Origin of the sequence: Streptomyces sp. NA02950, from assembly GCF_013364155.1 — a bacterium.
Classification (GTDB): Bacteria; Actinomycetota; Actinomycetes; order Streptomycetales; family Streptomycetaceae; genus Streptomyces.
The window spans coordinates 3,057,678-3,080,744 of record NZ_CP054916.1 but is presented as its reverse complement, the minus strand read 5'-3'; the positions used below and the strand labels follow the sequence as shown (position 1 = coordinate 3,080,744).

24 protein-coding genes are annotated in these 23,067 nt (G+C 71.6%); 11 read left to right on the top strand and 13 right to left on the bottom strand.

Annotation, left to right across the window (positions count from 1 at the left end):
• The 4 genes from HUT19_RS12915 to HUT19_RS12900 all read left to right on the top strand — a co-directional run bounded on the left by HUT19_RS12915 (position 1) and on the right by HUT19_RS12900 (position 3,435).
• Entirely contained in the window at positions 1–915 is a 915-nt protein-coding gene (locus HUT19_RS12915; RefSeq protein ID WP_176180615.1) for a F0F1 ATP synthase subunit gamma, read from the top strand.
• Positions 916–920: 5 nt separating this feature from the next.
• Positions 921–2,375 (top strand): F0F1 ATP synthase subunit beta, encoded by a 1,455-nt coding sequence (gene atpD / locus HUT19_RS12910; RefSeq protein ID WP_176180614.1) that lies wholly within the window; start codon positions 921–923, stop codon positions 2,373–2,375.
• A gap of 108 nt (positions 2,376–2,483) precedes the next feature.
• Positions 2,484–2,861 carry a F0F1 ATP synthase subunit epsilon gene (locus HUT19_RS12905; RefSeq protein ID WP_176180613.1) on the top strand — a complete coding sequence of 126 codons (378 nt, stop codon included), beginning with the start codon at positions 2,484–2,486 and terminating at the stop codon, positions 2,859–2,861.
• Positions 2,862–2,979: 118 nt separating this feature from the next.
• A complete protein-coding gene (locus HUT19_RS12900) occupies positions 2,980–3,435 on the top strand; it encodes a DUF2550 domain-containing protein (RefSeq protein ID WP_176180612.1) in 456 nt (151 codons plus the stop codon).
• A 7-nt stretch (positions 3,436–3,442) separates the two neighbouring features.
• On the opposite strand, the gene HUT19_RS12895 is transcribed toward HUT19_RS12900, so the two are convergent.
• Positions 3,443–4,129 (bottom strand): response regulator transcription factor, encoded by a 687-nt coding sequence (locus HUT19_RS12895; protein ID WP_176180611.1) that lies wholly within the window; start codon positions 4,127–4,129, stop codon positions 3,443–3,445.
• Positions 4,126–5,388: a sensor histidine kinase gene (locus HUT19_RS12890; protein ID WP_176180610.1), complete on the bottom strand. Its 1,263-nt coding sequence runs from the start codon at positions 5,386–5,388 to the stop codon at positions 4,126–4,128. The genes HUT19_RS12895 and HUT19_RS12890 overlap by 4 nt, the downstream gene beginning before the upstream one ends.
• 163 nt (positions 5,389–5,551) lie before the next feature.
• Between HUT19_RS12890 and HUT19_RS12885 the strand changes: the two genes are divergently transcribed.
• Positions 5,552–6,112 carry a hypothetical protein gene (locus HUT19_RS12885; RefSeq protein ID WP_176180609.1) on the top strand — a complete coding sequence of 187 codons (561 nt, stop codon included), beginning with the start codon at positions 5,552–5,554 and terminating at the stop codon, positions 6,110–6,112.
• Positions 6,113–6,191: 79 nt separating this feature from the next.
• Here HUT19_RS12885 and HUT19_RS12880 read toward each other — a convergent pair whose 3' ends face one another.
• From HUT19_RS12880 to HUT19_RS12870, 3 genes are all read right to left on the bottom strand, one after another.
• Positions 6,192–6,764 carry a cob(I)yrinic acid a,c-diamide adenosyltransferase gene (locus tag HUT19_RS12880; protein WP_176180608.1) on the bottom strand — a complete coding sequence of 191 codons (573 nt, stop codon included), beginning with the start codon at positions 6,762–6,764 and terminating at the stop codon, positions 6,192–6,194.
• Between the two features lie 163 nt (positions 6,765–6,927).
• A complete protein-coding gene (locus HUT19_RS12875) occupies positions 6,928–7,683 on the bottom strand; it encodes an ABC transporter permease (protein ID WP_176180607.1) in 756 nt (251 codons plus the stop codon).
• Between the two features lie 92 nt (positions 7,684–7,775).
• On the bottom strand, positions 7,776–8,558 hold the full coding sequence (locus HUT19_RS12870) for an ABC transporter ATP-binding protein (protein ID WP_176180606.1): 783 nt from the start codon (positions 8,556–8,558) through the stop codon (positions 7,776–7,778).
• An 81-nt stretch (positions 8,559–8,639) separates the two neighbouring features.
• On the opposite strand from HUT19_RS12870, the gene HUT19_RS12865 reads away from it, so the two are divergent.
• From HUT19_RS12865 to HUT19_RS12850, 4 genes are all read left to right on the top strand, one after another.
• A complete protein-coding gene (locus HUT19_RS12865) occupies positions 8,640–9,278 on the top strand; it encodes a TetR/AcrR family transcriptional regulator (RefSeq protein ID WP_176180605.1) in 639 nt (212 codons plus the stop codon).
• An 81-nt stretch (positions 9,279–9,359) separates the two neighbouring features.
• Positions 9,360–10,208, top strand: a complete 849-nt coding sequence (locus HUT19_RS12860; protein WP_176180604.1) for a 3-hydroxyacyl-CoA dehydrogenase family protein — start codon at positions 9,360–9,362, stop codon at positions 10,206–10,208.
• A 155-nt stretch (positions 10,209–10,363) separates the two neighbouring features.
• A complete protein-coding gene (locus HUT19_RS12855; RefSeq protein WP_176180603.1) occupies positions 10,364–10,687 on the top strand; it encodes an STAS domain-containing protein in 324 nt (107 codons plus the stop codon).
• Between the two features lie 210 nt (positions 10,688–10,897).
• Positions 10,898–13,486 (top strand): ATP-binding protein, encoded by a 2,589-nt coding sequence (locus HUT19_RS12850; RefSeq protein ID WP_176186814.1) that lies wholly within the window; start codon positions 10,898–10,900, stop codon positions 13,484–13,486.
• 101 nt (positions 13,487–13,587) lie between these two features.
• On the opposite strand, the gene nucS is transcribed toward HUT19_RS12850, so the two are convergent.
• A complete protein-coding gene (gene nucS, locus HUT19_RS12845) occupies positions 13,588–14,250 on the bottom strand; it encodes an endonuclease NucS (RefSeq protein WP_176180602.1) in 663 nt (220 codons plus the stop codon).
• 211 nt (positions 14,251–14,461) lie between these two features.
• Here nucS and HUT19_RS12840 point away from each other — a divergent pair, with 211 nt between their 5' ends.
• Positions 14,462–14,854, top strand: a complete 393-nt coding sequence (locus HUT19_RS12840; RefSeq protein ID WP_037951008.1) for an SCO5389 family protein — start codon at positions 14,462–14,464, stop codon at positions 14,852–14,854.
• Positions 14,855–14,891: 37 nt separating this feature from the next.
• On the opposite strand, the gene HUT19_RS12835 is transcribed toward HUT19_RS12840, so the two are convergent.
• Positions 14,892–15,926, bottom strand: a complete 1,035-nt coding sequence (locus tag HUT19_RS12835; RefSeq protein ID WP_176186812.1) for an LLM class flavin-dependent oxidoreductase — start codon at positions 15,924–15,926, stop codon at positions 14,892–14,894.
• Positions 15,927–16,151: 225 nt separating this feature from the next.
• Between HUT19_RS12835 and HUT19_RS12830 the strand changes: the two genes are divergently transcribed.
• Positions 16,152–16,469 (top strand): ATP/GTP-binding protein, encoded by a 318-nt coding sequence (locus HUT19_RS12830; protein ID WP_176180601.1) that lies wholly within the window; start codon positions 16,152–16,154, stop codon positions 16,467–16,469.
• Between the two features lie 6 nt (positions 16,470–16,475).
• Here HUT19_RS12830 and HUT19_RS12825 read toward each other — a convergent pair whose 3' ends face one another.
• The 6 genes from HUT19_RS12825 to HUT19_RS12800 all read right to left on the bottom strand — a co-directional run bounded on the left by HUT19_RS12825 (position 16,476) and on the right by HUT19_RS12800 (position 22,927).
• Positions 16,476–17,528, bottom strand: a complete 1,053-nt coding sequence (locus tag HUT19_RS12825) for an ABC transporter permease subunit (protein WP_176180600.1) — start codon at positions 17,526–17,528, stop codon at positions 16,476–16,478.
• Positions 17,525–18,760: an ABC transporter ATP-binding protein gene (locus HUT19_RS12820; protein WP_176180599.1), complete on the bottom strand. Its 1,236-nt coding sequence runs from the start codon at positions 18,758–18,760 to the stop codon at positions 17,525–17,527. The genes HUT19_RS12825 and HUT19_RS12820 overlap by 4 nt, the downstream gene beginning before the upstream one ends.
• 78 nt (positions 18,761–18,838) lie before the next feature.
• Complete coding sequence (locus HUT19_RS12815) at positions 18,839–19,735, bottom strand: hypothetical protein (RefSeq protein ID WP_254885552.1); 897 nt, start codon at positions 19,733–19,735, stop codon at positions 18,839–18,841.
• Between the two features lie 378 nt (positions 19,736–20,113).
• Positions 20,114–20,884, bottom strand: a complete 771-nt coding sequence (locus HUT19_RS12810; RefSeq protein WP_176180598.1) for an ABC transporter permease — start codon at positions 20,882–20,884, stop codon at positions 20,114–20,116.
• A 2-nt stretch (positions 20,885–20,886) separates the two neighbouring features.
• The gene (locus HUT19_RS12805) at positions 20,887–21,858 is read right to left on the bottom strand and encodes an ABC transporter ATP-binding protein (protein WP_176180597.1); all 972 of its coding nucleotides are present in this window, start codon (positions 21,856–21,858) and stop codon (positions 20,887–20,889) included.
• A 133-nt stretch (positions 21,859–21,991) separates the two neighbouring features.
• Positions 21,992–22,927 (bottom strand): cellulose-binding protein, encoded by a 936-nt coding sequence (locus HUT19_RS12800; RefSeq protein WP_176180596.1) that lies wholly within the window; start codon positions 22,925–22,927, stop codon positions 21,992–21,994.
• Positions 22,928–23,067: the final 140 nt, after the last annotated feature.

Genomic DNA, 23,067 nt, shown 5'->3' with positions numbered 1-23,067 from the left:
ATGGGTGCCCAGCTCCGGGTCTACAAGAGGCGGATCAAGTCCGTCTCCGCGACCAAGAAGATCACCAAGGCGATGGAGATGATCGCCGCCTCGCGCGTCGTCAAGGCGCAGCGCCGGGTGGCGGCCTCGACTCCGTACGCCACCGAGCTCACCCGGGCGGTGACCGCAGTCGCCACCGGCTCCAACACGCAGCACCCGCTGACGACGGAGGCCGACAACCCGGCGCGGGCCGCCGTGCTGCTCGTCACGAGCGACCGGGGTCTGGCCGGCGGTTACTCCTCCAACGTCATCAAGGCGGCGGAGCAGCTCACCGAGCGGCTCACCGCGCAGGGCAAGGAGGTCGACACCTACATCGTCGGCCGCAAGGGCGTCGCCTACTACGGCTTCCGTGAGCGCAAGGTCACGGAGTCGTGGACCGGCTTCACCGACAACCCGACCTACGCGGACGCCAAGAAGATCGCGGGCCCGCTGATCGAGGCCGTGCTCCAGGCGACGGCCGAGGGCGGTGTGGACGAGCTCCACATCGTGTACACCGAGTTCGTCTCGATGCTGACGCAGTCGCCGGTCGACAGCCGGCTGCTGCCGCTCAGCCTCGAGGACACGGCGGAGGAGCAGGCCCGCAAGGGCGAGATCCTCCCGCTGTTCGACTTCGAGCCGTCGGCGGAGGACGTCCTCGACGCCCTGCTGCCGCGGTACGTCGAGTCGCGCATCTACAACGCTCTCCTCCAGGCCGCCGCCTCCAAGCACGCGGCCACCCGGCGGGCGATGAAGTCGGCGACCGACAATGCCGAAGAACTGATCAAGTCGCTCACGCGGCTTGCCAACGCGGCCCGCCAGGCCGACATCACCCAGGAAATCAGCGAGATCGTCGGTGGCGCGAGCGCTCTGGCCGACGCCTCTGCGGGGAGTGACTGACAACTATGACCACCACTGTTGAGCCGACCGCTCCTGCCGGCGTGGCCACTGGCCGCGTCGCGCGGGTCATCGGCCCGGTCGTCGACGTGGAGTTCCCCGTCGACGCGATGCCGGACATCTACAACGCGCTGACCGTCGAGGTCGCGGACCCCTCCGCCGACGGTGCGACCAAGACCCTCACCCTCGAGGTCGCCCAGCACCTCGGTGAGGGCGTGGTCCGCGCCATCTCCATGGAGCCCACCGACGGTCTGGTCCGCCAGGCCGCGGTGACCGACACCGGCGACGGCATCACGGTGCCGGTCGGCGATGTCACCAAGGGCCGGGTGTTCAACACCCTCGGCAAGATCCTGAACGAGCCCGAGGCCGAGGCCGAGGTCACCGAGCGCTGGGCCATCCACCGCAAGGCCCCGGCCTTCGACCAGCTCGAGTCCAAGACCGAGATGTTCGAGACCGGTCTGAAGGTCGTCGACCTGCTGACCCCGTACGTCAAGGGCGGCAAGATCGGTCTGTTCGGCGGCGCGGGTGTCGGCAAGACCGTCCTCATCCAGGAAATGATCATGCGTGTGGCCAAGCTGCACGAGGGCGTTTCCGTGTTCGCCGGTGTCGGTGAGCGCACCCGTGAGGGCAACGACCTGATCGAGGAGATGGCCGAGTCCGGCGTTCTCCCGCAGACCGCGCTGGTCTTCGGCCAGATGGACGAGCCCCCGGGCACCCGTCTGCGGGTCGCCCTGGCCGGTCTGACCATGGCGGAGTACTTCCGCGATGTGCAGAAGCAGGACGTGCTGTTCTTCATCGACAACATCTTCCGCTTCACCCAGGCCGGTTCCGAGGTCTCGACCCTGCTCGGCCGTATGCCCTCCGCGGTGGGCTACCAGCCGAACCTGGCCGACGAGATGGGCATCCTCCAGGAGCGCATCACCTCGACCCGTGGTCACTCGATCACCTCGATGCAGGCGATCTACGTCCCCGCGGACGACCTGACCGACCCGGCCCCGGCGACCACCTTCGCGCACCTCGACGCGACGACGGTGCTCTCCCGGCCGATCTCGGAGAAGGGCATCTACCCGGCGGTGGACCCGCTGGACTCGACGTCCCGGATCCTGGACCCGCGCTACATCTCGCAGGACCACTACGACTGCGCCTCGCGCGTGAAGTCGATCCTGCAGAAGTACAAGGACCTCCAGGACATCATCAACATCCTGGGTATCGACGAGCTCGGCGAGGAGGACAAGCTCACCGTCTTCCGTGCCCGCCGTATCGAGCGCTTCCTGTCGCAGAACACCCACGCGGCGAAGCAGTTCACCGGTCTCGACGGATCGGACGTCCCGCTGGACGAGTCCATCGCCGCGTTCAACGCGATCGCCGACGGTGAGTTCGACCACTTCCCGGAGCAGGCGTTCTTCATGTGCGGTGGCCTGGACGACCTGAAGGCGAAGGCCAAGGAGCTGGGCGTCTCCTGAGCCCTGTGCTCATGGGAGAGGGGTGGGCCCGGTCCCGCCCCTCTCCGCACGCCCGTTATTCTGTAACGAAGCCCTGTCGTACCCGGCAGGTAGACCCGAGGAGCCACGTTGGCTGCTGAGCTGCATGTCGAGCTGGTCGCGGCGGACCGTAGTGTCTGGTCCGGCACGGCCTCCTTGGTCATCGCGCGCACCACATCGGGTGACATCGGCGTGATGCCCGGCCACCAGCCGCTGCTCGGTGTCCTGGAGTCCGGCCCGGTGACCATCCGTACGAGCGACGGCGGAACCGTCGTCGCCGCGGTGCACGGCGGGTTCATCTCGTTCGCGGACGACAAGCTCTCGCTGCTGGCCGAGGTCGCGGAGCTGTCCGACGAAATCGATGTCAAGCGTGCGGAGCGGGCGTTGGAGCGTGCCAAGTCGGAGGCGGACGCCGCCGCCGAGCGGCGCGCCGACGTCCGGCTGCGCGCGGTGGCGGGAGTGCACTGAGCCTGTCACGTACGGTCGAGAACCTCAGCCGCGGACCTCGCTGGAATTTTGCTTCAGCGGTCCGCGGCTGAGGTAATGCAGGTGCGGTTTTCCGGATGACGCGAGGAGGTCGGTGAAGATGGTCCTCGCTCTGCTTGTGAGCGGCGTGGTCGTCGCGCTGGTGGTGGTGGGACTCTTCGTCTTCGGTCTGCGACGGCGGCTGATCCAGCGCTCCGGCGGAACCTTCGACTGCTCGCTGCGCTGGAGCGCGGACGGAGGCGAAGACCGGTCCGAGCCCAGCGGCAAGGGGTGGGTGTACGGAGTCGCCCGCTACAACGGTGACCGTGTCGAGTGGTTCCGCGTCTTCTCCTACGCCTTCCGGCCCCGGCAGGTGCTGGAGCGGGACGCCATCGAGGTGCTGGAACGGCGTACGCCCAAGGGCGAGGAGGAGCTCGCGCTGCTCTCCGACGCGCTGGTGCTCGCCTGTCTGCACAACGGCACCCGGCTGGAGCTGGCGATGAGCGAGGACGCCCTGACCGGCTTTCTGGCCTGGCTCGAGGCGGCCCCGCCCGGCCGACGGGTCAACGTGGCCTAAGGCTGGCCTAAGGCCCCTCCACGCCCAGCTCCTGGGCCAGTACCGCGGCCTGTACCCGGCTGCGCAGCTCCAGCTTCCCCAGCACCCTGCTGACATGGGTCTTCACGGTGGCCTCCGCCATGGTCAGCCGTTCCGCGATCTGCGCGTTCGACAGTCCCTGCCCCACACAGCCGAGCACCTCGCGCTCGCGCGGGGTGAGCGCGGCGAGTGCCGACGGATCGGCGCCGCCGGACGACGCGGCCGCGGATCCCGCCCGGCCGAACTCGGCGATCAGACGGCGGGTCACCGCCGGGGCGATCAGCCCCTCCCCGCGGGCGACCGTGCGGACCGCCTCGATCAGCGTCGCCGCGTCACTGTCCTTGAGCAGAAAGCCGGCGGCGCCCGCGCGCAGCGCCCCGAAGACGTACTCGTCGAGGTCGAAGGTGGTCAGCACCAGCACATCGGCGAGCTGTGCGCGGACCACCTCACGGGTGGCCGACACCCCGTCCAGGCGCGGCATCTGTACATCCATCAGGACCAGATCGGGGCTAAGCGCGCGGGCCATGTCCACCGCCTGGCGGCCGTCGGTCGCCTCGCCGACCACCTCGATCCCGGGCGCCGACCGCAGGATGAGGACAAGCCCGGAGCGCACCGCGGCCTGGTCCTCGGCGACAAGCACACGGATCGTCCGCGGCGGGGTGGCCTGCTGGGTCACTGCGGCTCCTGTTCGATGGGCGGAGGGGCGGTGTCGCTGGGGTTCTGGGTGTTCTCGGCGCTGAGCGGCAGCGCGGCCCGGACCCGCCAGACCGTGCCCGAGGGGCCGTCGGCCGGTCCGGCGTCGAGGGTGCCGTCGAGCAGGGAGACCCGTTCGCGCATCCCGATCAGCCCGGTGCCGGAGCCGGGCGCCCGGGGCGCCGCGCGGTCCGCGCCGTACGGGCTGGTGACGCTGACCTCCAGCGGACCGTCCGGGAGACGGGCCAGGGTCACGTCCACCCGGCCGGGCGCGGCGTGCTTGACCGCGTTGGTCAGGGACTCCTGCACGATGCGGTACGCGGCCAGCTCGACCGGCGCGGGCAGCGGGGCGGTGCCGTCGGGGCGCTCGTCGCGCAGGACGAACTCCTGGCCGCCGGAGCCCGCGGCGGCCGTGGAGTGGGCCTGGTCCAGCAGGGTGTCCAGGGCGTCGAGGGTGGGCGCGGGGGCCGGTGCGCCCTCGTCCCCGGCGTCGCGCAGCAGGCCGATCAGCCGCCGCATCTCGGCGAGGCCGCGCACACTGTTCTCCCGGATGACGCCGAGGGCCTGTTCGGTGGCGGCGGTGTCCTTCAGGGAGAGCGCGGCGGTGGAGTGGATGGCGATGGCGGACAGGTGGTTGGCCACCATGTCGTGGAGTTCACGGGCCATCCGGGCGCGTTCGGCGGTGACCGCCTCCCGGCGGTCCAACTCGGCCAGGAGCGCGGTCTGTTCGGCGCGCAGCCGTTCGGCGGCGGCGGCCTCGCGGTGCTCGCGGATGGCCCAGCCGGTCCAGGCGGGGGTCAGCACCACCAGCCCGACGGCGATCCCGATCAGCAGGGACACCGGGGTGCGGAGGACCGCGATCGGCACGACCGTGGCCACGACCGTCAGATAGACCGTGGCCAGGGAGATCTTGCGGGCCATCGCGGGGGTTCCGTACACCACGGCCGCGTAGAGCACATCGGTGAACATCGCGATGGTGGCGATCAGCGAGCCCGCCAGCTGGTCACCGGCGAGGGCGGGCACGGCCACGCACAGCGCGACCGCGGGCGCGGTTCTGCGCAGCAGCTCGGCCCCGGCCATGACGACCAGCGGGACGAGCGTCAGGGCCTCCGGCTCCCGGCGGAAGGAGTCCCCGCTGACCAGCCCGAGCGACCACATGATCAGTCCGCCGACCAGTCCGGCGAGGCTGATCAGTACATCGTCGCGGTGCGGACGCTGGAGCAGACGCGGGCGGGACGGCATGAAGCCATCCCATCACGGGCGGCGGGGGCGGAACCTCCGCTCCCGGGCGGGTGCGGGCGGACCGCGGGTACATCGAAGGATGCAGTCGGCTCTCATCGCCTCCGACGACGCGACGGCCCGGATCGCACGGGACCGTTGAGGGGGAGAGCGAGAGGAGCCATCCGTGATTGTCGCGCTGATCGTCGCCTGTGAGGTCGGCTTCTGGGTACTGCTGGCCGGTGGACTGGCCCTGCGGTACCTGGCGAAGCTGCCGAAGGCGAGCGTCGCGGTGCTGTTGTGCGAGCCGCTGCTGGAGCTGGTGCTGTTCGTGGCGACCGTGATCGACCTCAAGCACGGTGCCGAACCGGACTGGAAGCACGGGCTCGCCGCCGTGTACATCGGCTTCTCGGTGGCTCTGGGCCATCAGACGATCACATGGGCGGACGCCCGGGTGGCGCATCGCTTCTTCGGCGGTCCGCCGCCGGTCAAGCCGCCGAAGTACGGGATGGCGCGGGCGGCGCACGAGTGGCGGACCGCGCTGCGCTGGATGCTGGCGGCGGTGATCGCGCTGGCGCTGTTGCAGGGGGCGATCTGGTACGTGGGGGACGACGGGGAGATCGGCTCACTGCGGGAGTGGCAGACGAAGATGCTGTTCGCCATCGGCATCAACGCGGTCATCGCGATGAGCTACACGCTGTGGCCGAAGCGGGAGCCCGATCGGACCCGGTCCTCGCTCCTGGAGTGAGGGGCACCGTCGGCGGGGCCGGGACCGGGGAGCGCCCGGTCCCGGCCCCGTAGGGGTACGTGATGTGCCGCCCGGGGCGTCAGCGGTTCTCGCCGGGCACCCACAGCACGTCGCCGACCTCCTTGTTGGCCGAACGGGCCAGGATGAACAGCAGGTCCGACAGCCGGTTGAGATAGGTGGCGGTGAGCGGATTCATGACGTCCGCGTGGGTCTCCAGCGCCGCCCAGGTGGAGCGTTCGGCGCGGCGGACGACCGTGCACGCCTGGTGCAGCAGGGCGGCGCCGGGGGTGCCGCCGGGGAGGATGAAACTGCGCAGCTTCTCCAGGTCGGCCAGGAAGCGGTCGCAGTCCGCCTCCAGTTTGTCGATGTAGCTCTGCTCGACGCGCAGCGGCGGATGGGCCGGGTTCTCCACCACCGGGGTGGACAGGTCCGCGCCCACGTCGAACAGGTCGTTCTGGACGCGGACCAGGACCTTGGTGATCTCGGCGGGCAGCCCGCCCAGCGCGATGGCCACCCCGATCGCGGCGTTCGCCTCGTTCGCGTCGGCGTAGGCGGAGATCCGCAGATCGGTCTTGGCGGTGCGGCTCATATCGCCGAGGGCGGTGGTGCCCGAGTCCCCGGTGCGCGTGTAGATGCGGGTGAGATTGACCATGGGTCCGAGCCTACGCGCCGTCTCGCCGACGTCCTGTGCGGTTCGGTTGCGCCCCGAAGGGGCGCGGGGCTGTGCCGGTGTGCGGCTCCGCCGCGTGGGCGTGCCCGGCCACGAGGCAGCCGCGGCCGAACGACGGCACTTCGCGGCACTTCCCGCGGAGCGCTTAGGCCCCGGCCTGCCGGAAGAGCCGGGCGCCCAGCGTCACCGCCACCACCGCGAGCCCGGTGGCGACCAGCGAGGCCAGGGCGATCTTGCCGTTCCCGTACTCACCGGCGAAGGCGGCCCGCACACCGTCCACCAGATAGCGGAACGGCACGAAGTGCGAGACCACGTCGAGCCAGCGCGGACCGAGTGTCATCGGCAGCAGCACCCCGGACAGCAGCATCGCGGGCATGGTCACGGCGTTGATGACGGGGGCGAACTCCTGCGGGGTGGCGACCCGCATGGCCAGCGCGTACGACAGCGAGGCGAGCGAGACGGTGAGCACGCCGACGAAGACGAAGCCGATCGCCACCCCCGGCACGGGGGCGCGCAGCCCCATCACCACGGCGACGACGACCAGCACCAGGGACTGCACCAGCAGCTGGACGACGTCCTTGAGCACCCGTCCCATCAGCAGCGCCAGTCGGCTCACCGGGGTGACCCGCATCCGCTCGATGGTGCCGAGGCGCTTCTCCAGCACCAGGCCGATACCCGCGAACGAGGCACTGAACAGGCCGAGCTGGATGAGGATGCCGGGGACGACGATCCGCCAGGAGTCGCCGTCGCCGCCCAGTGGCAGATCCCCCAGCAGCGGCCCGAAGAAGACCAGGAAGAGCAGCGGTTGGATCAGCCCGAAGACCAGGGCCGGGGTGGAGCGCAGGGTCTGGCGGGCGTAGCGGCCGAAGATGAGGGCGGTGTCGGACAGGAGGTGGGACACGGATTTCCCTTCGGGAGGGCGGGTTGGCGGGGCCGACCGGGGTTCGGGGCTGGCCGGACCCCGGGGCTGACCGGGGTCCGGCCGCGCGGGGTTCAGACGGCGAGCGGGGCGGTGTCGCGCGCGGGGGCGCCGCGCCCGGTGATGGCGATGAAGGTGTCCTGGAGGGTCGCCTCCGGTGACCCTCCGTACTCGGCCTTCAGCCGAGCCGAGGTGCCCTCGGCGGCGATCCGGCCGTGGTCGACGACGACCAGCCGGTCGGCCAGCGCGTCGGCTTCGTCGAGGTAGTGGGTGGTCAGGAAGACGGTCATGCCGTGCTCGTCGCGCAGTCGGCGGATCAGCTGCCACAGATCGGCGCGGCTGCCGGGGTCCAGGCCGGTGGTCGGTTCGTCGAGGAAGAGGATCCCGGGCCGGTGGACCAGGCCCAGGGCGATGTCCAGCCGCCGCCGCTGACCGCCGGAGAGCGCGCCGCAGGGACGGTCCAGCAGATCGGTGAGGTCCAGGTCCCCGGCCAGCTCCGCGGTGCGGGCGGCGGCCCGCTGTGCGGTCAGCCGGTACAGCCTGCCCTGGGTGACCAGTTCCTCCCGTACCGAGACGGTCGGGTCGACGCCGCCGGACTGGGCGACGTAGCCGATCCCGAGGCGTACCCCGGCCGGATCGCGGACCAGGTCGTGTCCGGCGACGGTGGCGGTGCCGCCGGTGGGCGGGAGCAGGGTGGTGAGCATGCGCAGCGTGGTGGTCTTGCCCGCGCCGTTGGGTCCCAGGAAGCCGAGGATCTCCCCCGGTTCCACGGTCAGGTCGATGCCGCGTACGGCCTCGACGGGGCCGCGCTTGGTCCGGAAGGTGCGGGCGAGCCCGCTGGTGGTGAGGACTGCCATGCCCCACAGAAAACCAGGGTCACGCCAAATTTGCAATGACTCCAAAGTTTCATGGGCTCCATCAAAGATAGGATGGCGGGCATGGCGGAAGGGCTCAGGGAGCGGAAGAAGCGGCAGACCAGGCAGTACATCTCGGACATGGCGACCGGGCTGTTCCTGGAGCGCGGGTTCGAGGCGGTCACCATCGCCGAGATCGCGGAGGCGGCCGACGTGTCCGTGAACACGGTCTACAACTACTTCCCGGCCAAGGAGGACCTCTTCTTCGACCGGGAGGAGGAGACGGTGGGGCGGCTGCCGCGCTGGATCAAGGAGCGCGCGGTGGGGGAGTCCGCCGCCGACGCCGTCCTGCGTGAGCTGCGCGCCTCCATCGAGGAGGGCGGCTACGAGCCGCTCAACCCGGGCTTCGCGCGCTTCATGGCCGTCATCCGGGACTCACCGGCGCTGAGCCTGCGGATCATGTCGATGCACGAGCGGTCCTGCCACGCCATCGGCGCCACCCTGCGCGAGGAGACCGGCGCGGACCCCGCCGACCCCGAGCCGATGCTGGTCGCCAGCCAGCTCTCCTGGGTGAACAGCGTGCTGTTCAACAGCGTCCAGCGGCTGGTCGCCGCCGGGGGCGACCCGGCGGATGTGACGCGGGAGGTGCTCAGGCGCCTGGAGTTGGTCACCTCGCTCCTCGGGGAGCGCACGCTCAACTATGCGGTGAAGAACACACCGTGACGCGCCTTACTAAGGGCTGCCACGGGGGGTGAACGGGCGTTAAGGTCCGGCACATCAAACGTCGATCGAAGGGTGTGTGTCGTGGCCAGGAAGCTCGCGGTCATCGGGGCCGGACTCATGGGGTCCGGCATCGCGCAGGTCTCGGCTCAGGCGGGCTGGGACGTCGTGCTGCGCGATGTGACCGACGAGGCGCTGCGGCGCGGTACGGACGGCATCCGGGCCTCGTACGAGAAGTTCGTCGCCAAGGGCAAGCTGGCGGCCGAGGCGGCCGAGCAGGCCCTCGCCCGCATCACCACCAGCACCGACCTCGAGGCCGCCGCCGACGCGGATGTCGTGGTCGAGGCCGTCTTCGAGAGGATCGAGGTCAAGCGGGAGATCTTCCGGACCCTGGACGGGCTGGTCAAGGACGACACCATCCTGGCCTCCAACACCTCCGCGATCCCGATCACCAAGATCGCGGCGGCCACCGAGCGGCCGGAGCGGGTCGTCGGCACCCACTTCTTCTCGCCGGTCCCGATGATGCAGCTGTGCGAGCTGGTGCGCGGCTACAAGACCAGTGACGAAACCCTCGCCGCCGCACGGGAGTTCGCCGAGGGCATCGGCAAGACCTGTATCGTCGTCAACCGCGATGTCGCGGGCTTCGTCACCACACGGCTGATCTCCGCGCTCGTCGTCGAGGCGGCCAAGCTGTACGAATCCGGGGTCGCCACGGCCGAGGACATCGACACCGCCTGCAAGCTGGGCTTCGGCCATGCGATGGGACCCCTCGCCACGGCCGACCTCACGGGTGTGGACATCCTCATGCACGCCACCGAGAACATCTACACCGAGTCCCAGGACGAGAAGTTCGCACCGCCGGAGTCCATGCGGCGCATGGTCGACGCGGGGGACATCGGCCGCAAGAGCGGCGAGGGCTTCTACCGCTACTGAGGGCTCGGACGCCGCGCCAGGCCCAGGAACTCACCCTCGCGGGTGAATTCGGTCTCGGTTCGCTTACAAGCGGCAACTTCGTCGCATGAAAGGCAGTCAGTTCTGTAGACAGAATCGCTCATTGACGACACGACGCACCGTAGTGGGGAGCGCATATGCACATCAGGGGCGACCACGCCGAGCTGGTCGTCGGGGGTCGACTGGATGTCCGAAGCGCGGCGGACGCCCGGACGGCCCTGCACACCGCCGTCGACTCCGGCGGTGGGGATCTGGTGCTGAACCTCACCGAGCTGGACTCCTGGGACGCCACCGGGCTCGGCGTCATCATGGGCGCCCACCGGCGGGCGGGCCGGGCCGGCCGCAGGCTCGTGCTGCGCGGAGTGCCGCCCCAGATGCAGCGGCTGCTGGTGGCCACCCGGCTGCACCGCATCCTGGCGATCGAGGGCGGCCTCGAGGCCGAGTCCCTGCCGCAGGTCTGAACGCGGACGCCCGGCCCCGCCGGGCCCCCGGGGCGGCGCCCCGGGGGCCCGGCGGGGCCGGGGTGGCGTGCCCTCCGTCCCGGGAAGTGGATACTGTGAGAAGGTCTAGGGTTCGGTACCGCCGGACCTTTTCCCTACGGCGGCACCGGACCAGAAGCGACGGCGGGCCGGGGAGCCACACCGCACGCCACGCACTGGGGGGCCATGACCATGGAGCCGATGAACCGCGGACCGGAGGATCACGGCCACGACGCCGCCGCTTCCCGTCCCGCCGAGCCCTCGCGCCCGGCAGACGACGCCGGGACGCCGTCACGGCCCGCCGGGACGCCGTCACGGCCCGCCCCGCCGCCGGGCGATCCGCTCCTGCCGCATCTGGACAGCGACGCGCCCGCGCCCGCCCGTACCGCCCGGATCGTCTCCGGCGACCATCTGCTGACCGTCAACCCCGTCGACGGCAGCGAGATAGAGCCCTGCCCGCCCGGTGAGCGGCCCGCCCGGCCCGAGCGGCGCGGTGCCGAGGAGCGGGCCGAGCTGCGCCGGGCCGCCGCCGCACCGCCCCCCTCCGGCACCATGGTGCCCGAGCTGCCCATGCTGGAGCGCGACGAGGAGCGGGAGCGGCTGTCCCGGCTGCTGGCCCGTGGCCGCTCGGTGCGCGTCACCGGCCCCTCCGGCGCCGGGCGCAGCGTGCTGCTGGAGGCCGTCGCCGCCGACTGCGAGGGGCTCGCCCCGGACGGTGTGGTGCGCCTGTCCGGCTACCACCGCACCCCCTCCGACCTCCTCCACGACCTCTACGCCGCCGTCTACCGCGCCCCGCTGTACCGCCCCGACCGCGCGGAGCTGCTGGCGGCGGTCCAGGAGATCGGCGCCGTGGTCGTCCTCGACGACATCGACTTCGGTGGGGCCGCGCTGGACGAGTTCCTCGACGCGACCCCCGAGTGCGCCTTCCTGATCTCCGCCACCCCCGAGATCACGGCCCCCTCCGCCGACTCGTACCTCGAAGAGGTCTTCCTCTCCGGCCTCAGCCGCACCGCCGGTCTGGAACTGCTGGAGCGCGCCGTACGCCGTTCCCTGACCGAGGAGGAGGCGAGCTGGGCCGCGGACCTGTGGTTCGAGTCCGAGGGGCTGCCGCTGCGCTTCGTCCAGGCGGGCGCGCTGCTGCGGCGCCGCGACACGGGGGGCTCCGGGCCGCTGCCGAGCCGCGCCGAGGCCGCGGCCCCCGCCGCGCTGCTCGCCGGACAGCTCGGCGAAGCGGCCCGGGACGCGCTGCGGTTCGCGGTCGCGCTCGGCGGGGAACTGCCGCACCAGGCCCATCTGCCCGCGCTCACCGAGGACGCCCACGCGGACGCGGCCCTCGGTGAACTGCTCGGCTGCGGTCTGGTCACCACCGCCGGATCGCACTACCGGCTGGCCGCCGGAGTGGTCGCCCAGCTCACCGGCGAGGGCTTCGCCGGGGACGCCGTCGAGTCCGCCGGGCGGGCGCACACCGTCGCCCAGCACTACGCCTGGTGGGCCGGACATCCCTCGGTCGCACCCGACCGGGTCGCCGCCGAGGCGGACGCGATCCTCGGGGCCATGACCACCCTGGTCGCCGGCCGGGAGGCGGGCCACGCCGACGCCGCCGTCCTGCTGGCCCGCGCCGCCGCCCCCGCCTTCGCCGCCGCACTGCACTGGGGCGCCTGGGAGCGCGCGGTCCGCCACGGCCAGGAGGCGGCCCGGTTGGCCGGGCAGGTCTCCGACGAGGCGTACTTCCACCACGAGCTGGGCGTCCTCGCGCTGTGCACCGGCAATCTGGAGCGGGCCCGCGCGGAGCTGGAGGCGTCCATCGGGCTGCGTGGTGTCCTCGCCGACAAGCGGGGCACGGTCGCGGGGCGGCGAGCGCTGGCCCTGGTCACCGACCGTACGGCCGGGTCGTCGATGGCCGGCGCGTTCGGGACCGCCGGGGGCGCCGGCCGTACGGCGGCGGGCGAGGAGGTCCCGGCCGCCCGCCACGAGCAGCCGGCCTCCGCGCCGGGCGCGGCGGACCCCGACGGCGAGATCACCGTTGTCACGCCGAGGGTGACGGCGACGAGCCCGCTCACCTCCCTTGGTACGGCCGCTGCCGCCGCGGCGGCAGAGACGAGCGTTCTCGCCGCGGCGGGCGCACCGGGTTCGGGGGACTCGACGGCGAAGGGGCGGTCGGCGGGCGCGGCGGCCCCGGCGGCGTCCTCGGGCCGGGGCGGCCGCCCGCGCGGGCTGCGTCGGCTGGTGGTGCCCGGCGCCCGGCGCAATGTGATCGCGGCGGCCGCGGGCGCGCTCCTGGTGGCGGTCCTCGGCACCGTGGTGACCCTGGGCGCCGTGTCCGACGACAACGACGGCCCCGCCGGCCGCGTCAAGCCCGACCGGACGGCGTCCCACCAGGACGGCGACCCGTCCCTGACCGCCGACGAGCCGACCAGCGGTACCGACGAGAACCCCCGGCCCGGGCCGACCGGGGTGCCGCGGACCGGCACCTCGCCCACCGGGCCGAGCAGCGGTACGCCCGGCGGCTCGACGTCCCCGGGCGATCCGTCGACCAGCGGCGCGCCCTCGGAGACCGGCGGGCCGTCGTCGCCGTCGCCGGACCCCACGACCCACCGCCCCACCCACCGGCCGACCAGGACGCCGAGCTCCACTCCGACCACCCCGGACGACCCCACGACCGAGCCGACTCCGTCGACCACACCGTCCACCACGGCGCCCACGCCCTCGGGCCACACCTCCACCACGGCCGCCGCCCCGACCACGCCCACCGCCGCCTCGTCCTCGTTGGTCTCGGCCTAGTGCCATCCGGGGCGTGTCCGCCCCCGAGTGGCCCGACCGCATCGCGCCGGGCGCGATGCGGTCGGATGGCCGGAAGCGATGGGTGTGACGGGCGGGGGCCGTCAGAAGAGACGGAGCTTGTCGTCCTCGATACCGCGCAGTGCGTCGTAGTCGAGGGTCACACAGCCGATACCGCGGTCCGTGGCCAGCACCCGCGCCTGCGGCTTGATCTCCTGGGCGGCGAAAATCCCCTTCACCGGGGCGAGACGGGGATCCCTGTTGAGCAGCTCCAGATAGCGGGTGAGCTGCTCGACTCCATCGATCTCACCGCGGCGCTTGATCTCCACCGCGACCGTGGTGCCATCGGCGTCCCGGCAGAGGATGTCCACGGGGCCAATGGCAGTGGGGTATTCACGCCGAATAAGCGTCCAGCCATCGCCGAGTGTCTCGATCCGATCGGCCAGCAGCTCCTGGAGATGGGCCTCGACACCGTCCTTGATCAGACCTGGATCGACGCCGAGTTCATGCGAGGAATCATGGAGGACTTCCTCCATGGAAATGATGAGCTTTTCCCCCGCTTTGTTCACGACTGTCCACACATCGTCATCGCTCTCTTTGAGAGTGCACGGCGGAGACATCCAGTTGAGGGGTTTGTAGGCCCTGTCGTCCGCGTGAATGGACACACTGCCGTCGGCCTTGACGAGGATCAGACGGGGTGCCGAGGGGAGGTGGGCGGTGAGACGGCCGGCGTAGTCCACGGAGCACCGGGCGATGACGAGACGCATGGTCGGCAACGCTACTCGACGGCGGTGGCTCCACGCGATTCGTCCGGCGATGGACCCCTTCGGCGTTGGCTGGTTGTGTGCCCGTTCTCCTGGTGCGGGGACTGTGGCGGAATTACCGTTGAAGCGGGCGGTCGCCGGGCGGGTACGCTCCGTCGCCGTCCGCCCATCCCATCCCTGAGATCCCGCCCGCGGGGTCGCGAGAGGAGAACCCATGTCGCTCGACGTCTCACCGGCCCTTCTCGAACAGGCCGAGCGAGGCGAGGTCGACGAAGCGGCCTTCGTCGACTGCGTCCGGAACTCCCTACCCTACGCATGGGAGATGATCAGCTCCCTGGTGGCCCAGCTGAAGGTGGACGGCGGGGAGTTCGCCGACAACCAGACGCCGCCGCCGGACGAGCAGGCACGCGGTCAACTGCTGCGCGCACTGGCGAGTGACGCGATACGCGGCGCGCTCCAGCGCCACTTCGGGGTCCGGCTGGCCTTCCAGAACTGTCATCGGGTGGCCGTGTTCCCGATGGACGCGTCGGCGGATGAGCGCCTCGCGCGCTTCACCTCGGTTCGGGGGCAGTTGCTGAACCAGTCGCCCGAACTGCGCGACTGCTGACGCGATGACCGCTGCCGCTCCCTCACGGGGAGGTGTATCAGCACAGGAGCGGCAGCACCTCACCACCGAGCCTGCGCACGTTCTCCTCCGTGGTCGCGAGGTCCCCGGACCCCTCGACCAGCAGCGCGAACCGGCGGATTCCGGTGCGCTCCGCGGTGGCCGCCAGGCGGTCGGCGCACAGCCGCGGCGGACCGACCGGGTGCAGTTCGCACAGCAACTCCGCATAGGCCACCGGATCGCGCATCCGGCGCTGCCGTCCGTCGACCGTGACATGAGCGCCGAGCCCCTTCCGCAACCAGCCGGGCATCGCCTTGGTCAGGGTCTCCGCTGCCTCGGGGCGCGCGTCCGCGATCTGCACCACCCCGGCCGAGACATGCTCCGCGGCCTCGACCTCTTCGGGTGAACGGCCCGCGGCGAGCGCGGAGGTCCGCCACAGCGCGACCGCCTCGGCCTTCTCCTCGTCACCGCAGTGCATACCCAGCAGCATGGGCAGCCCGCGCTCGGCGGCGAGCCGCACACTGCCGGGCGAGGTGCAGGCCACCACCACCGGTGGGGAGACCGCCCCCCGTTCGCCGAGCGGATCCTCACAGCGCGGCACCACCGGCACCTCACGGAAGGCGAACCGCTCTCCGTCCGCCCCCACCCGCGGCTCGCGCAGCCAGCGCAGCAGCAGATCGAGCGATTCGGGGAAGCCGTGCTCATACGCCTCCAGGCCCGAGCCGAAGACCTCCAGATCCACCCATGGCCCGCCGCGGCCGACGCCCAGGGTGAACCGGCCACCGGAGACCAGATGCAGCAGCGCCGCCTGCTCACCCAGCGCGACCGGATGCGCCGTCGGCAGCACGCTCACCGCGGTGCCGACCCCGAGGGTGCGGGTGCGACCCAGGAGATGGGCGGCGAGGGTGACCGCGGACGGACAGACTCCGTACGGAACGAAATGGTGCTCGGCGAGCCAGACCGCGTCCAGCCCCGCCACCTCCGCCAGTTCGGCCGACCGCACCGCCCGGTGCAGCGCCTCCTGCTGTCCCTGGCCCGGGAACTGAGCGGCCAGGATGAAAGCCCCCACATGCATCGCCATCTGCCTCCTTGTCGCGGATCGTCCGCGGACGCGGGCACACCCCCTGTAGGCATTAACGCCTGACACGTGCCAAGGGCACGGCTTGGCATGAAGTTTTCATGATGATCAGAGGGTGGCGGTGGACGACGGCTTTCCGGATACGTGACCGTAACGCGTAGGCTGGTCACAGCCTGTAGCTCCCCAGCGTCTGTCGAGTTGCCGAGTCATCGAGGTGTAACCGTGTCTCCACGAAGAAACCGCCAGCGGGGCGGAGAGAAGCCCGTCGGCCGCGACGGCGCCGATCGCTTTGGACTGGAGCGCACCGAGAACTGGCAGGACGAGGAGTGGGTGGTGCGACAGATCAGCGGCGCCGCCGCCACCAAGCACTACCGCTGCCCCGGCTGCGACCAGGAGATCCCGCCGGGGGTGCCCCATGTGGTCGCCTGGCAGCAGCATTCGGGGGCCGACGACCGCCGCCACTGGCACAAGGCGTGCTGGAACGCGCGGGACCGCCGGAGCGCCAAGCTCCAGCGGTCCCGTAACGTACCGAAATACTGAGGGGCCTCAGACGTCGCGCTTCTCGAGCAGCGCGTAGGCGGCGATCAGCGCCGCGCCGGTGACCGCGGCCAGCGCGCCCAACTGCGACCAGCCGCTGCCCAGTTCCTCGTCGAGCTGGAACAGCGCGGCCAGCGAGTTCGGCGAGGAGTACTTCTGCATGGTCTCGCCCAGGTCCCGAAGGCTGTCGGACATCATCAGGAACGCCGGGAGGATCGCCGGCAGCAGCACCACACCGAGCATCGCGGTGATGGCACCCGCGGAATGCCGCAGCATGGAGCCGACGGCGAGCGAGAGCAGCCCGAGCAGCGACATGTACAGCCCGGCGCCGATCGTCGCGCCCACCATCTGCTCACCGCTGGGGTCCATGACGTCCGGGCCGCTGTGCATGCCCGATCCGGCGAACGCCACCAGCGCGAGCGCGACGGTCGTGGTGGTGAACGAGAGGGTGAAGAAGACCAGCGCCTTGGCGGTCAGCACCCGCGCGCGATTCGGGCAGGCGGTGAAGCTGGTGCGGATCATCCCGGTGCCGTACTCGGAGGAGACCACGAGCACGCCGAGGGTGACGAGGCACAACTGGCCGAGCAGGGTGCCGAAGAAGGCGGGCAGGGTCGGGGGAGCGGTGACGTAGTCGTCGTCGCTGGTGCTCGCGGCGACCAGCAGACCGATCCCGACGACCAGCGCGATCATCACGCCCAGCGTCCAGATCGTCGACCGCACCGACTTGATCTTGGTCCACTCGGAGGTGAGGGCGTGTCCGAGGTGGGTGCGCCGGACCGGGATCGGCGAGGTGTACCCGCCCACGGCGGCGTACGGCTGGGACGGGTTGGCCCCGGCGGGCGGCGGGGCCGGCTGCGACAGGTGCGGCGGGGCCGGCTGCTGCTGCGGCGGCATCTGCGCCTGCTGCGGCATCTGCTGCGGATACGCCGACTGCGGGCCGCCCTGCGGCGGCATCTGCCGGCCCGGCGGCTGCGGGGCACCCGACGGCGCCTGCTGCGGCATCTGCGGAGGCGTCTGCGGCGGGACGGGCGCCGACTGGGGCTGCTGGTACGGGGTCGTCATCGGGCGTCCTCGCTGTCGCGCTTGGTCATGTCGGGAGCCGAGGCCGGGGGCGCGGCCGGAGCGGCCGGGGGAGCGGCGGGCGGCGCCGCGGCCGGTGCCGCGGCACCCTGCGGTCCGTGGGGCGGCGTGCCCGGCATCCCCGGGGCGTAGCCCTGCGGTGCCGCGGGCGGCTCGGCGTACCCCGGCAGCACGGTGCCGGGCGGAAAGCCCCCGGGCTGCCCCATGGGCTGCCCCGGCATCCCCGGGGCGTAGCCGTACGCTCCGCCCTGCGGCGGCATCCCGGGGACCGGCTCCATCAGCCCGGCGCGCTGGTCGGCGGTGGAGCGGTAGTCCACGGCGCCCGACGTCATCCGCATGTACGCCTCTTCCAGCGACGCCTGGTGCGGCGACAGCTCCCAGAGGCGGACGTCGGACTCGTGTGCCAGATCGCTGATCCGCGGCAGCGGCAGCCCGGTCACCCGCAGAGCGCCGTCCTGCTCCGGCAGCACCTGGCCGCCCGCCTCGCTCAGCGCCGAGGTGAGCTTCTCACGCTGCTCCGGCTCGCCCTCGGGGGTGCGGACGCGGGCGAAGTCCGCCGAGTTGTAGGAGATGAAGTCCCGGACGCTCATATCGGCCAGCAGCTGGCCGCGTCCGATGACGATCAGGTGGTCGGCGGTGAGCGCCATCTCGCTCATGAGGTGGCTGGAGACGAAGACCGTCCGGCCCTCGGAGGCCAGCTGCTTCATCAGGTTGCGGACCCACAGGATGCCCTCGGGGTCCAGACCGTTGACCGGCTCGTCGAAGAGCAGCACCTGCGGATCGCCGAGCAGCGCGGCCGCGATGCCCAGGCGCTGGCCCATACCGAGGGAGAAGCCCTTGGACCGCTTGCGGGCCACGCTCTGGAGGCCGACCACGCCCAGCACCTCGTCCACCCGGCGGGCCGGGATACCGGACAGCTGGGCCAGGCACATCAGGTGCTGACGCGCGCTGCGGCCGCCGTGCACCGCCTTGGCGTCGAGCAGGGCACCCACCTGACGTGGCGCGTTGGGGAGGCGGCGGAACGGGTAGCCACCCACGGTGACCTGCCCGGCGGTGGGCTCGTCGAGCCCCAGGATCATGCGCATCGTCGTCGACTTGCCGGATCCGTTGGGTCCCAGGAAGCCGGTGACAGCACCGGGCCTCACCTGGAACGACAGGTTGTACACGGCTGTCTTGGCGCCGTAGCGCTTCGTCAGGCCGACTGCCTCGATCATTCTCCGCCCCTCGTGCAATGGGTCCGGGGCGCGAGCCCCCGTGAGGGTTAGGAGGATAGCGGTGGGTTGACGGTTCCCTCACGGGAGGAACGAGAGCGCATCGTAATCACGGGCCGGCGGGGGCCCGGAGCCGTCGCTCCCCCCACCCCCTTCGTCCTGGGCGTAGTGCCGCAAACCGTCCAGCGGCAGCGCCCAGCCCTCGTCCCGGAAGGCGCGGGTGCCCGCCTCCCGCACCGCGGGATCGGCGCCCGCGCGCCCGACCCAGGAGCGCGGATCGGGGCCGAGCAGGGTGCGCAGCCGGGTGGAGGCGGCCAGCAGCCGGGCCAGCAGCGCGCTCTGGTCGCCGCCGCCGGGCAGCGGCGCCGTCGCGTCCGGGTTCCGCAGCACCCCGCGCACTCCGATATACAGATACGCGCCGCCGAGCCGCTCCCCGGACGGCAGCACCATCGGGAACTTTGCACCGGGCAGCAGCACCCGCCGGTAGTTGGGGTATTCGGTGGCGTCCACGGCCGCGAGCCGGGCGGTGTCGAGCCAGCTGACGACCAGCGGTGTGCGGGCCTCCGGATCGGTGTACGGCGCGGAGGCGACATAGCCGTAGCGCCCGATGTGCGCCGAGCAGCCCACCGCGATTCCGGTGACCTCCACCGGGACCATCGGCACCGCGTACGGGGCGCCTGGCCGGGACAGCTTGTGGTCCAGCTGGGCGGGGGAGGCGTTGGACCCGACGGCGATGACCGGGGCGCGCGCACCGGCCGTCGGCACCCCGAGTCGGGTCAGCACGGAGTCGAGCGGTACGCGCCGCCCGTCCGGGCCGGTCACCGGCCAGCTCCCCAGCCGTCCCTCCGCGGTCTCCAGCGGCCACAGTTCACCGCCGGTGAGCAGGGTGGGGGAGGTGACGGGGCGGCCGGGATAGCTGAGCGGCTGCCGGGCGGGTACCTCGGCGAAGCCGAGGGCGGCGAGGCTGCGGTCGGTCACACCGCGAGCCTACGCGCGGCCGCCGCTCGGCCAGGCCCCGTCGGGCCTCAGCGGACTCGCTGACGTCGGGTGCGGTGCGGGTGCGCCCCGAAGGGGCGCGGGGCTGTGTCGATGTGCGGCTGAGCCGCGTGGGCGCGCCCGGCCACGAGGCAGCCGCGGACGACGGCACTTCCCGCGGAGCGCCAGGCCCTGGCCGGTGGATCTTATCGGGCCCGCGACGCCTGGCACCGCGCCGACGGTGGTCACCGCCCCGAGCACGTACGCCCAGTACGAGAGCGGTCCTCCGCCTTGCGATGCTCCCCCGGCTACCGCCGGGAGGTGCCCCCGCACCAGACGCCGCGGACTGACCCTCAAAGATCCACCGGACAGGACCTACTACTAGGCGTCGCGGCGCTTGAGCAGCAGATATCCCGTCGCCAGGGCGACGGCCACCCACAGGCACATGATGGTGAAACCGCCCCACGGGCCGTACGGGGCGCCGTCGCCGTCCGGGACCACCCGCATGATGTGCTGGCCCGCCTGGTCCGGCAGATACTCGCCGAACTTCCGGGTCACGTCCACATTGGCCAGGATGTTCGAGATCAGGAAGAAGAAGGGCATCAGCACACCCAGCGACAGCAGCGGGCTGCGCAGCATCGTGGCGACGGCCATCGAGAACACGGTGATGAGCGTCATGTAGAGCCCGCCGCCGAGGACCGCGCGCAGCACCCCCGGGTCACCGAGTGACGCCCGGTACTGGCCCAGCAGGGCCTGGCCGGTGGCGAAGGCGGCGAAGCTGGTCAGCATGGCCACCGCCAGGGCGAGCAGCGCCGCCACGGTGAGCTTGGCGCAGTAGAGGACCCCGCGGCGCGGGACGGCCGCGAGTGAGGTGCGGATCATTCCGGTGGCGTACTCGCCGGAGACCACCAGCACCCCAAAGACGATCATCGCCAGCTGGCCGAGTCCGGTCCCGGCGAAGCTCACGAAGGTCGGGTCGAAGACCCGCTTGTCGCGGGCGTGCAGGCTGCCGAAGTGATGCCGGACCAGTGCGCTGATCAGCGCCCCGAGCGCGACCGTGACCAGCGCGGCCACGCCCAGCGTCCACACCGTCGAGCGCACCGAGCGGATCTTGGTCCATTCGGAGCGCAGCACCCTGGTCAGCGCCGCCATCGTCAGGGCTCCTTCCGTGACTGCCAGTCGGTGCCCCAGGCGGTGGCCCGGGCCGGCTCATCGGCCCCGGCGGGGTGCGCGTGGTACTCCACCGACCCGGCGGTGAGCCGCATGAACGCCTCCTCCAGGGACGCCTGCTGCCGGCTCAGCTCGTGCAGGACCAGCCGGTGGTCGGCCATCAGCTGGCCCAGGCGCACCGGATCGCCGTCGTCCACCTCGATCGAGCCGTCGGAGCCGGGGGTCGCCGCGATCCCGCCCGCGGCCAGCACATCGCGCAGCCGCTGGTGTTCGGGCGAGCGCAGCCGGACATAGGAACGTGAATGTTCGGTGATGAAATCGGACATCGAGGTATCGGCGAGAAGTCGTCCTTGACCGATGACGACCAAATGGTCGGCAGTGAGCGCCATTTCGCTCATCAGGTGACTTGAAACGAATACGGTCCGTCCTTGGGCCGCCAGATCCCGCATCAGATTCCGGATCCAGTGAATGCCCTCCGGGTCCAGTCCGTTGACCGGCTCGTCGAACATCAGGATCGACGGATCGCCCAGCATCGCGGCCGCCATGCCCAGCCGCTGGCTCATCCCGAGCGAGAAGCCCTTGGACCGCTTGTGGGCGACCGGGCCGAGGCCGACCAGGTCCAGCACCTCGTGGACCCGGGAGCGCGGTACGCCGTTGCTCTGGGCGAGGCAGAGCAGATGGTGGAAGGCGCTGCGGCCGCCGTGCACGGCCTTGGGGTCGAGGAGGGCGCCGACATGGCGCAGCGGGTCCGTCAGCCGCTCGTAGGGCTGCCCGTCGATCCGGACCCGGCCGGCCGTCGGGTGGTCAAGGCCCAGCACCATCCGCATGGTGGTGGACTTGCCCGCCCCGTTCGGACCGAGGAAGCCGGTGACCACACCGGGCCGGACGGTGAAGGAGAGACCGTCCACGGCCGGCGTGCCGCCGTAGGTCTTGCTCAGCCCCTCGATCTCGATCATGCGGCCACGCTAAGCGCGGCCCATCACCCCCGCCACCGGGCCGCCGCCCGCCGGGGGACCGGCGGCGGACAGGCGCCTGCCCCGCGCCGCACGGTGCGGCACGGGGCAGGGAACGCTCCGGAATGACCCGGTGTCACCGGGTCTGCTGGGCCGGGACGCCACGGCTGACCGCCTCGTCCTCCGGCGTACCCGCCGCGGCCACCGCGGCACCGGTCAGCGTGGCCAGCATCTCGCGGACGTTGGTCAGCTGGGCGTTGATGCTGTCGCGGCGGTTGGTGAGGGCCGCCAGCTCGCGCTCGGACTCGCTGCGGATCCGGTCGGCCTTGGCGTTGGCGTCGGCCACGATGTCCTCGGCCTGGCGCTGCGCGGTCTCCACCGTCTGGCGGGCCCGGCGCTCCGCGTCGGTACGCAGCTTCTCGGCCTCCAGCCGCAGCTGCTCGGCGCGGTGCTCGATCTCCGCGAGCCGCTTCTCGGCCTTGGCCTGACGCGAGGCCAGGTCGCGCTCGGACTGCTCGCGGCGCTTGGCCAGGTTCGTCTCGAAATCGGCGGCGGCCTGCGCGGCCTTGGCGCGGGTCTCCTCGAAGAGGGAGTCCGCCTCCTCGCGCTTGGACTGGGCGTCCTTCTGCGCCTCCTGGCGCAGAGTGGCCGCCTCGCCCTTCGCCTTCTCGACGATACGCGCGCCCTCGTCCTCGGCCTTCGCCTTGCGCTCGGCGGCGAACGACTCGGCGTCGTTGCGGACCTGCTGGGCCGCCGACTCGGCGAGCTCACGGTGCTGTTCGGCGGCCCGGCGGGCCTCTTCGCGCAGGTCCTTGGCCTCCTCCTCGGCGAGACGGAGGATCTTCTCGACCCGGGCGCCGAGCCCCGCGTAGGACGGCTCCGCGTCGTTGATCTGGGCCTGAGCGTTCTGCGTCTCGAGGTGCAGCTCCTCGATGCGCTTCTCCAAGGAGGTGATACGGGAAAGTGCACTGTCACGGTCGGCGACGAGCTTGGTAATGCGGTCGTCCACCTGACCGCGGTCGTATCCACGCCGCACGAGCTCGAAGCCGAAGGGGGAGGAAGTGTCGCTCATGGGGTTCCTGTCGAAAGAGACCGGTGAGGTGATAGAGGGAATCCTAGGGGGCCGAGCGGCGTGTCATCGAGTCAACGTCTGTTTGATCTGGAGAATGTCCAGCCTTTTGAGTGGCAGTAAGGCCCAACGCTTGTCACTCG

What these genes read in the sequence shown, in the direction of transcription:
- HUT19_RS12915 (WP_176180615.1), top strand. Translation starts at nt 1, where the DNA reads ATGGGTGCCCAGCTCCGGGTCTACAAGAGGCGGATCAAGTCCGTCTCC.
- atpD (WP_176180614.1), top strand. Translation starts at nt 921, where the DNA reads ATGACCACCACTGTTGAGCCGACCGCTCCTGCCGGCGTGGCCACTGGC.
- HUT19_RS12900 (WP_176180612.1), top strand. Translation starts at nt 2,980, where the DNA reads ATGGTCCTCGCTCTGCTTGTGAGCGGCGTGGTCGTCGCGCTGGTGGTG.
- HUT19_RS12890 (WP_176180610.1), bottom strand. Translation starts at nt 5,388, where the DNA reads ATGCCGTCCCGCCCGCGTCTGCTCCAGCGTCCGCACCGCGACGATGTA.
- HUT19_RS12880 (WP_176180608.1), bottom strand. Translation starts at nt 6,764, where the DNA reads ATGGTCAATCTCACCCGCATCTACACGCGCACCGGGGACTCGGGCACC.
- HUT19_RS12870 (WP_176180606.1), bottom strand. Translation starts at nt 8,558, where the DNA reads ATGGCAGTCCTCACCACCAGCGGGCTCGCCCGCACCTTCCGGACCAAG.
- HUT19_RS12865 (WP_176180605.1), top strand. Translation starts at nt 8,640, where the DNA reads ATGGCGGAAGGGCTCAGGGAGCGGAAGAAGCGGCAGACCAGGCAGTAC.
- HUT19_RS12855 (WP_176180603.1), top strand. Translation starts at nt 10,364, where the DNA reads ATGCACATCAGGGGCGACCACGCCGAGCTGGTCGTCGGGGGTCGACTG.
- HUT19_RS12850 (WP_176186814.1), top strand. Translation starts at nt 10,898, where the DNA reads ATGGAGCCGATGAACCGCGGACCGGAGGATCACGGCCACGACGCCGCC.
- nucS (WP_176180602.1), bottom strand. Translation starts at nt 14,250, where the DNA reads ATGCGTCTCGTCATCGCCCGGTGCTCCGTGGACTACGCCGGCCGTCTC.
- HUT19_RS12840 (WP_037951008.1), top strand. Translation starts at nt 14,462, where the DNA reads ATGTCGCTCGACGTCTCACCGGCCCTTCTCGAACAGGCCGAGCGAGGC.
- HUT19_RS12835 (WP_176186812.1), bottom strand. Translation starts at nt 15,926, where the DNA reads ATGCATGTGGGGGCTTTCATCCTGGCCGCTCAGTTCCCGGGCCAGGGA.
- HUT19_RS12825 (WP_176180600.1), bottom strand. Translation starts at nt 17,528, where the DNA reads ATGACGACCCCGTACCAGCAGCCCCAGTCGGCGCCCGTCCCGCCGCAG.
- HUT19_RS12820 (WP_176180599.1), bottom strand. Translation starts at nt 18,760, where the DNA reads ATGATCGAGGCAGTCGGCCTGACGAAGCGCTACGGCGCCAAGACAGCC.
- HUT19_RS12810 (WP_176180598.1), bottom strand. Translation starts at nt 20,884, where the DNA reads ATGGCGGCGCTGACCAGGGTGCTGCGCTCCGAATGGACCAAGATCCGC.
- HUT19_RS12805 (WP_176180597.1), bottom strand. Translation starts at nt 21,858, where the DNA reads ATGATCGAGATCGAGGGGCTGAGCAAGACCTACGGCGGCACGCCGGCC.
- HUT19_RS12800 (WP_176180596.1), bottom strand. Translation starts at nt 22,927, where the DNA reads ATGAGCGACACTTCCTCCCCCTTCGGCTTCGAGCTCGTGCGGCGTGGA.